Source organism: Serratia sp. H1w (genome assembly GCF_000633355.1).
Lineage (GTDB): Bacteria > Pseudomonadota > Gammaproteobacteria > Enterobacterales > Enterobacteriaceae > Chania.
Genome location: NZ_AYMQ01000039.1, coordinates 1 through 5,943 on the forward strand (window position 1 = coordinate 1; position 5,943 = coordinate 5,943).

A 5,943-nucleotide genomic window follows, 5' to 3' on the forward strand; every position below is an offset into this window, starting at 1 on the left:
TCTTGAGGTTTATTGGGTATATTCCTGCTGATCTGCGGCTCGTCTATCAACATCCGCCAGGCCGGGCTGCCGCTCTACAAGGGCGCGGTGCTGTTATCGCTGAAATTCATCGCCGGTGCGCTGGCGGTGTGGCTGATGGGGGCATTCTTTGGCCCGGCCGGTTTTATTGGCATCTCGACGCTGGCTTTTGTGGCTTGTATCACCAGTTCCAACAGCTCACTGTATATTGCGTTATGCAGCAACTATGGCGATGCCAGCGACTCGGGTGCCATCTCGGTATTCTGCGTGAAGGATGGTCCCTTCGTCACCATGGTAGTGTTGGGCGTCAGCGGTCTGGCGAACATTCCGTTCTCGGCGCTGCTGTCCATGTTAATCCCGTTAATCATCGGCATGATGTGGGGCAACCTGGATGAGAAATTCAAGCAACTGTGCGCTTCCGCTCAGCCGCTGGTGATTATCATCATGTCGTTTGCCATCGGTGCCAACTCCAGCATGAATACCGTGTTCACCGCTGGCCTGTCCGGCATTGTGCTGGGCGTCATCTCCGCGCTGACCGGTATCGTGTTCTACTTCCTCTATAACCTGTTCCTGAAGAAAAAGACCGCGCTGGGTGCCGCATTGGGGACCACCGCAGCCAGCTCCGCCTTGACGCCAGCCATGGTTGCCCAGGCCGACCCGTTGTTGCAACCCTTTGTTGACGCCGCCACGGCACAGTTGGCCACCGCCAGTATCATTACCATGCTGACGGCACCGCTGCTGGTCGCCTGGTTTGATAAACGCTTGAAGGCCAAAGGGCTGATTACGGCTCCTGCCCCGGCGGAATCGCTTACCGGGCAGCCGTTGACGGATCCGGCAGACAAACCCAAATAGCGAGAACGGGATGAAGAAGATTATTTGGCATGCAGAGATCTCGGCGATTGGTGAACAAGCAGCCCTATTCCTGGAAGAGAAGCGCCTGGTATTATTTAGCGATCGCGCCCCCAAGGATATTATTGATTATTGTGTGGTACATCGTGAGGGGGAGTTAATAGAGCCTCTGGCGACCAATCAGTATCTCGAAATATTTGACACAACTTACCCAATCACCGCGGTGGGGGCCGTTGCCAGCCATAATCTGGCAGAATTGGGCCATATCACCCTGCTGTTTGATGGCGGCACCGAGCCTGAACTCCCGGGTACGGTGCATTTACTCGGTGAACCACCGTGCCAATTACGGGTTCAGGGTAATATTACTGTATTTGCAAAGCATTAATTAAACGGGCACCCGATAACGGTGACTTTCAATCTGTTGTAAAGGATATTTATTATGAAACCCATTGCTATTGGAGCAGACGATGCTGCCTGGGAATTCCGCAGCATTATTACCAATTATCTCGACTCACTGAATATTGCCTGGGTGGACTTCAGTAGCGATAAACAACCGGACAACCGCTATTATCCCGATATTGCGGACGCGGTCGCCATGGCCATTAAAGAAGACAAGTTTGCCAGAGGCATTCTGATTTGTGGTACCGGTATTGGCATGAGCATTGTGGCTAATAAGGTACCAGGTATCCGAGCGGCTCAATGTCACGACACGTTTTCAGCCGAGAGAGCGCGTAAAAGCAATAATGCACAAATCATCACCCTTGGCGCGCGGGTTATTGGCCCAGAGTTGGCCAAAAAAATCATTGATGCCTGGTTGAATTCAGAGTTCGAAGGCGGCGGCTCCACCGCCAAGGTCGAGCGTATTGATTATTACCAGAACCAGCATCTGGCCAATTAACCATCTGACTCTGGAAGAGAGGGAATTATGAACCAATTAGAGAGTTTAAAGCGCTACACCGTTGTGGTTGCGGATACCGGGGATATTGACGCCATCAAACAATTTTCACCCCAGGACGCCACTACCAACCCTTCCCTGATCCTTAAAGCGGCCCAGTTGCCGCAGTACCAAGGGATTATCCGCGATGCGGTCGGTATGGCAAAACGCCAGGGAGGCTCGCTGGAAACTCAACTGGTCAACGCCAGCGACCTGGTTGCCGTCAGCATTGGGGCGGAAGTGTTGCGTCATGTACCTGGCCGTATTTCAACCGAAGTTGACGCCCGCCTTTCATGGGATCGCGGCCTGTGTATCGCCAAGGCACGCCGCCTGGTTGCGCTGTATCAGGAACAGGGGATTGAACGCTCACGCTTGCTGATCAAGCTGGCAGCAACCTGGGAAGGGATCAAGGCCGCGGAAGAACTGGAACAGGAAGGCATCAACTGCAACCTGACACTGCTGTTCTCGTTTGCCCAGGCGCGGGCCTGTGCCGAAGCGGGTGTTTATCTCATCTCGCCGTTTGTCGGCCGGATTTATGATTGGTATCAGGCTCGTCAGCCCGAGGTGTTTCAACAGTCGGACGAAGATCCTGGCGTGACCTCCGTACGTAACATCTACCAATACTACAAAGAACATGGCTATGAAACGGTGGTAATGGGAGCCAGTTTCCGCAAGAAATCGCAGGTCACCGAACTGGCGGGTTGCGATCGTCTGACGATTTCCCCGGCCATTCTCAATGAGTTGCAAGACAGCAACGAGCCGCTGACCAGAAAACTCGACGTTCAGGCCGTGATCCACTCCCGCCCCAGCCCGCTGAGCCAGGCCGAATTCCTCTGGCAACATCACAGCGATCCGATGGCGGTGGAAAAACTGGCCGAGGGGATCCGCTTGTTCGCCGCCGATCAGGAAAAACTTGAAAGCATGCTGCGCGAAATGCTTTGAATTCGAGGAAGACATCATGACGACTCACAGCGCTGTTATCGGCAACCGATTGGCCAATGCCATACGTGCCCTAAGCATGGATGCGGTACAGCAGGCAAAATCCGGCCACCCGGGCGCCCCCATGGGCATGGCAGATATGGCCGAAGCCCTATGGCGCGGCTTTTTGAAACATAACCCGCAAAACCCGGCCTGGGCGGACCGCGATCGCTTTGTGCTGTCCAACGGCCACGGCTCAATGCTGATTTACAGCCTGCTGCACCTCACCGGCTATGACTTGCCAATGGAAGAACTGAAAAACTTCCGGCAGCTACATGCCAAAACTCCCGGCCATCCGGAGGTGGGTTATACCCCCGGTGTGGAAACCACTACCGGTCCGTTGGGTCAAGGGATAGCCAACGCCGTCGGTATGGCGCTCGCTGAACGCACGTTAGCCGCCCAGTTCAACCGACCAGGCCACCCGATCGTCGATCACCACACCTATGTGTTTATGGGCGACGGTTGCATGATGGAGGGGATTTCGCACGAAGCCTGTTCGCTGGCCGGTACCCTGAAGCTGGGTAAGCTGGTCGCGCTATATGACGACAACGGCATCTCTATCGATGGCGACGTCGAAGGCTGGTTTACCGATGATACCGCCGGGCGTTTTGAGGCTTATGGTTGGCATGTGATACGCGACATTGACGGCCACAATGGTGAGGCCATCAGGGCGGCAATTGAGGCCGCCAAGGCAGTAACCGACAAGCCTTCGCTGCTGATGTGCAAAACCGTTATCGGTTTCGGCTCCCCCAATAAAGCCGGGACACACGATGCCCACGGCGCTCCCTTGGGCGATGCCGAGATAGCGGCTACCCGCAAACAGTTGGGCTGGGAATACCCGGCATTCGACATCCCGCAGGATATCTACGCCAAATGGGATGCCAAAGAAGCCGGTCAGGCCAATGAAAGCCACTGGAACGAGAAATTTGCCGCCTATGCCAGCGCCTTCCCGCAGTTGGCTGCCGAGTTCCAACGGCGCGTAAAAGGTGAATTACCCGCCAACTGGCAAACCGAAGCCAAAGCCTTTGTGGAACACCTGCAAGCCAACCCGGCCAATATTGCTAGCCGCAAGGCCTCGCAAAACGCGCTGGAAACCTTTGGGCAGTTCCTGCCAGAGTTCATTGGCGGCTCTGCTGATTTAGCGCCAAGCAACCTGACCCAGTGGTCTGGTTCCCAATCGCTAGGCGACGATGTGGCCGGTAACTACATCCACTATGGCGTGCGCGAGTTTGCCATGACCGCCATCACTAACGGCATTGCCCTCCACGGCGGTTTTTTACCCTACTCCGCGACCTTCCTGATGTTTATGGAATACGCCCGCAATGCGGTACGCATGGCGGCGTTGATGAAAATCCGCAACGTGTTGGTCTACACTCACGACTCTATTGGCCTGGGCGAAGATGGCCCGACGCATCAGCCGGTCGAACAAATGGCCAGCCTGCGCGTAACGCCGAATATGAGCACCTGGCGTCCATGCGATCAGGTGGAATCCGCGGTGGCCTGGCAGTACGCCATTGAGCGCAACGACGGCCCGACGGCGCTGATTTTCTCCCGCCAGAACCTGGTACAGCAGCCGCGTACGCCGCAGCAACTCGCCAACGTCTATCGTGGCGCTTACGTGCTGAAGGATTGTGCAGGCCAGCCGGAACTGATTTTGATTGCCACGGGTTCCGAAGTTGAGCTAGCGGTAGGTGCCTATGATCGGCTGACTGGCGAAGGCCGCCGCGTGCGAGTGGTGTCGATGCCCTCCACCGATGCCTTCGATCGGCAGGATAGCGCTTACCGTGAATCCGTGCTGCCGAAAGCGGTCAGCGCCCGTGTGGCCGTGGAAGCCGGTATCGCCGACTACTGGTACAAATACGTGGGTCTGAACGGTGCCGTCGTCGGGATGACCACCTTTGGAGAGTCCGCCCCGGCAGAACTGCTGTTTAAACAGTTTGGCTTCACCGTCGATAACGTGGTTGCTCAGGCGAGAGCATTACTCAGCTAAGCGCCATAGACAGATCCAAAACAAGCCTTGGCAATCGATCTTGTCAGGGCTTTTCCGCTGCCATAGCCCAGAAACCCGCCGCAAGAAGCCACTTCCCTCTTCGATAAAAAAGATCATTTACTAATTGACTGACCGTCAGTCAGTTAATAAGGTGACGCTATTCCATACACAAAAGAGGGATTAACCATGGTACGGACAGTAAAAACCCCAGAGGTGCGCCGGGCAGAAATCTTGCAGGCAGCAGGCGAGTTGTTTCAGGAATTGGGCTATGACTCAACCTCGGTAGATACCATCGTCCGCCAGGCTGGCGTTGCCAAAGGCACGTTTTATTACTACTTCAAATCCAAGGATGAGGTGCTGGCGGCCCTGGCCCAGCAACTGTGCGCCGACATGGTTGCCCGCTCACAACGCATTGCCGACGATCCACAACTGGGGGCAATTGAAAAATTCTGCGCCATTATCACGGCACAAAACCAAACCGTCGACGAAGGACAGTCTCTGGTTGAAGACCTGCACCGGCCAGAAAACCGCGCATTGCATGAGCGCAGCAATATTGAAACGGTACTGTCCTTTGGTCCGATCCTGGCGGCAGTGGTGGAGCAAGGAAACCGGGAAGGCGTGTTTCAGGTTGAAGATCCGCTCTCCACGGTGCAATTCATCCTCGCCGGTTCACTGTTTCTGTTTGGTCACCACATGTTTAGCTGGACGCCTGAAGAACATGCCGCCCGCATGCAGGCCATGCTGTTGCTGATTGAGCGCTCATTCGGTGCCGTTGCCGGATCTTTTGCCGCCGTATTAGGGGCCAGCATCCAAGGAGTGGAATAAAATGATGCCGGCAATCCGCTATTCCCCGCAGCGATTTTTTATTCTGGTCTTTGCATTTTCGTGGTCGTCGTGGGCCATAGCAGCCTATTTTAGTCATTTACCAGACAGGCAACAGCTGACACTAATCCTGGCTCTGTTGGGACTACTTGGCCCGGCCCTGGCAGTATTGGTGATGCTGTGGAGCGCCAAAGATCGGCGGCTTTGGTGGGATATCCGTAGCAGGCTATTTTCTTTAGCTGGAATAACACCGGGCCGCCTGCTCATCATGTTGGGATTGATCCTGCTGCCGTTACTGAATGCCGTTTGGCTGTCAGTGCCAGCAGGTCAGGGTAATGCCTCTAATTAGTTG

Annotated in this window: 6 protein-coding genes and 1 pseudogene; all 7 read left to right on the forward strand. The window is 55.2% G+C overall.

Going from position 1 to position 5,943, the window contains the following annotated elements; all coding sequences use genetic code 11:
- Positions 1-9 precede the first annotated feature (9 nt).
- Positions 10-870 (forward strand): annotated as a pseudogene (locus tag U869_RS0106990) (2-keto-3-deoxygluconate permease); the annotation flags it as partial.
- A gap of 10 nt (positions 871-880) precedes the next feature.
- Positions 881-1,252 carry a PTS glucitol/sorbitol transporter subunit IIA gene (locus U869_RS0106995; RefSeq protein WP_025123770.1) on the forward strand — a complete coding sequence of 124 codons (372 nt, stop codon included), beginning with the start codon at positions 881-883 and terminating at the stop codon, positions 1,250-1,252.
- Between the two features lie 54 nt (positions 1,253-1,306).
- Positions 1,307-1,765, forward strand: a complete 459-nt coding sequence (locus tag U869_RS0107000) for an RpiB/LacA/LacB family sugar-phosphate isomerase (RefSeq protein ID WP_025123769.1) — start codon at positions 1,307-1,309, stop codon at positions 1,763-1,765.
- 27 nt (positions 1,766-1,792) lie between these two features.
- Complete coding sequence (tal, locus tag U869_RS0107005) at positions 1,793-2,743, forward strand: transaldolase (protein WP_025123768.1); 951 nt, start codon at positions 1,793-1,795, stop codon at positions 2,741-2,743.
- Between the two features lie 16 nt (positions 2,744-2,759).
- Complete coding sequence (gene tkt / locus U869_RS0107010) at positions 2,760-4,769, forward strand: transketolase (RefSeq protein WP_369795104.1); 2,010 nt, start codon at positions 2,760-2,762, stop codon at positions 4,767-4,769.
- A 186-nt stretch (positions 4,770-4,955) separates the two neighbouring features.
- Positions 4,956-5,594 (forward strand): TetR/AcrR family transcriptional regulator, encoded by a 639-nt coding sequence (locus U869_RS0107015; protein ID WP_025123766.1) that lies wholly within the window; start codon positions 4,956-4,958, stop codon positions 5,592-5,594.
- 1 nt (position 5,595) lies between these two features.
- Positions 5,596-5,940, forward strand: coding sequence for a hypothetical protein (locus U869_RS0107020; RefSeq protein ID WP_025123765.1), 345 nt, complete (start codon positions 5,596-5,598; stop codon positions 5,938-5,940).
- Positions 5,941-5,943: the final 3 nt, after the last annotated feature.

Bases quoted from the DNA above. Each gene is read 5' to 3' on its own strand.
- U869_RS0107015 (WP_025123766.1), top strand. From the start codon at position 4,956: ATGGTACGGACAGTAAAAACCCCAGAGGTGCGCCGGGCAGAAATCTTG.
- U869_RS0106995 (WP_025123770.1), top strand. From the start codon at position 881: ATGAAGAAGATTATTTGGCATGCAGAGATCTCGGCGATTGGTGAACAA.
- U869_RS0107020 (WP_025123765.1), top strand. From the start codon at position 5,596: ATGATGCCGGCAATCCGCTATTCCCCGCAGCGATTTTTTATTCTGGTC.
- tal (WP_025123768.1), top strand. From the start codon at position 1,793: ATGAACCAATTAGAGAGTTTAAAGCGCTACACCGTTGTGGTTGCGGAT.
- tkt (WP_369795104.1), top strand. From the start codon at position 2,760: ATGACGACTCACAGCGCTGTTATCGGCAACCGATTGGCCAATGCCATA.
- U869_RS0107000 (WP_025123769.1), top strand. From the start codon at position 1,307: ATGAAACCCATTGCTATTGGAGCAGACGATGCTGCCTGGGAATTCCGC.